The following is a 1,945-nucleotide window of genomic DNA, read 5'->3' as shown; positions in this document are numbered from 1 at the left end:
GGGGGCCGGGGGCCCCGCCCCCCCCCCCGCCCCCGGCCCCCCCCCCCCCCCCGCCCGCCCCCCCCCCCCCCGCCCCCCCCCCCCCCCCCCCCGCCGTACTGATCAGGATGCCGGCTTGTCCCGGTCCTCCGGACCGTCCAGGACGTCACCGAAGTTCGGCTCTATGAAAGCCGGCCCCAGCGCCCCCGGATCACCCTTCGCCGCCTGCTCCTCCTCGGAGCCGACCTCCTCCTTGGGAGCATCGGCGGCTGCCGTGTCGGCCACCTTCACGGACTCGGCGGAGGGCTCGGCCGACGAGGGCTCGGCGGCAGCCTCCTCCTCGGGCTCCTCAGCCTCGAGGACGTCCTCGACCCGCTCGTCGTCCGCGTCCGCGTCCTCGTCTTCGGCCGCGGGCTCCGGGGCCTCATCGAGGTCCTTGTCCGCCTCCAGCTCGTCCTCCAGCTCGTCGAGGTCGTCGAAGTCCTCCTCGACATCCTCGATGACGCCGCCGGTCAGCTCGGCGTAGCGTTCGGCGGCATCGGTCGCGCCGTCCTCGTCGAACGCCATCGCCTTGGCGAACCAGTCGGTGGCCGCGCCCTGATGACCCGCGTCGGCCAGCGCGTCGGCATATGCGAACGCGAGCCGGGCCGACCACGGCCTGGGCTGCGGGTCACGCAGCTCGGGCACACGCTGCAGCGTGATCACCGCGGCATCGTGCTGGCCGAGGTCACGGCGGGCGCCGGACTCCACGATGGCCAGCTCGATCTTGCCTGCCCGGTCCAGCCGTTCGGCCTCCTTGGAACGCACAAGGTCCAGAGCCCGCTCCGGGCGGCCGAGTCCACGCTCGCAGTCGGCCATGATCGGCAGGTATGCGTCCGAACCCGTCATCCGTCGCGCGGCCCGGAGGTCACCGAGCGCCTCGGCGTACTGGCCCGCGTGGTATGCCGCGATCCCTGCCGCCTCACGCACCACCCCGATCCGGCCAGCGAACCGACGGGCCGCCTTCGCGTGCTCGTACGCCTGCTCGGGCTCCTCCTCGCCGAGGGCGCGGGCCGCCGCCACGAGGTGGCTGGCCACCAGATTGGCGAGGTCGTTCGGCAGCGACCTCAGCTCGGCACGCGCCTCACTGTCCAGCTCGTCCGGCGTGATGTCAGGGGCGAGCTCGGGCAGCTTCTCCCGTTCCCTGGGCTCGTTCTCCTGGCCGTATCGCGTACGGCTGCCCGGACCGGAGCCTTCCCGGCTGAACGGCCTGTCGCCACGGTCATCACGGTCACCGTACGAACGCTGCGGCCGGTCACCGAAGGGACGCCCACCCCGGTCATCGCCGCGCTGGAAGCGGTCCCCGCCTCGCTCGCCGGCCGGACGGGGTCCGCCATCCCGGTCGCGGGAGCCGTACCGGCCGCCGAAGCCACCGCCCTCACGGGCCGGGCGCCCGCCACGGTCATCACGGTCCCCATAGGACCGCTGGGGACGGTCACCACCACGAGCAGCGTCCCGATCACCGTAGGAACGCTGCGGACGGTCACCACCACGGGCGGCATCCCGGTCACCGTAGGACCGCTGCGGACGGTCACCACCACGGGCGGCATCCCGGTCACCGTAGGACCGCTGCGGACGGTCACCGCCACGGGCGGCATCCCGATCGCCATACGACCGCTGGGGACGGTCACCGTAGGACCGCTGGGGACGGTCACCACCACGAGCGGCATCCCGGTCACCGTAGGACCGCTGCGGACGGTCACCACCACGAGCGGCGTCCCGATCGCCGTAGGAACGCTGCGGACGGTCGCCACCACGGGCGGCATCCCGATCGCCATACGACCGCTGGGGACGGTCACCGTAGGAACGCTGCGGACGGTCACCACCACGAGCGGCATCCCGATCGCCGTAAGAACGCTGCGGACGGTCGCCACCACGAGCGGCATCCCGATCACCGTAGGAACGCTGCGGACGGTCACCACCACGG

Annotated in this window: 2 protein-coding genes; one reads left to right on the top strand and one right to left on the bottom strand. The window is 73.2% G+C overall.

Annotation, left to right across the window (positions count from 1 at the left end; all coding sequences use genetic code 11):
• Positions 1-102: 102 nt before the first annotated feature.
• Positions 103-1,056 carry a tetratricopeptide repeat protein gene (locus AB0I59_RS17525; protein WP_358133873.1) on the bottom strand — a complete coding sequence of 318 codons (954 nt, stop codon included), beginning with the start codon at positions 1,054-1,056 and terminating at the stop codon, positions 103-105.
• Here AB0I59_RS17525 and AB0I59_RS17520 point away from each other — a divergent pair.
• The coding region (locus AB0I59_RS17520; RefSeq protein ID WP_358133870.1) for a hypothetical protein at positions 1,045-1,945 on the top strand (901 nt) is incomplete at its 3' end. The two genes, AB0I59_RS17525 and AB0I59_RS17520, sit on opposite strands and share 12 nt — an antisense overlap.

Origin of the sequence: Microtetraspora glauca (assembly GCF_040656155.1) — a bacterium.
GTDB lineage: Bacteria > Actinomycetota > Actinomycetes > Streptosporangiales > Streptosporangiaceae > Microtetraspora > Microtetraspora glauca.
Note: the sequence above shows the minus strand (reverse complement) of the source record. Positions and strands in the feature narration are given on the sequence as shown.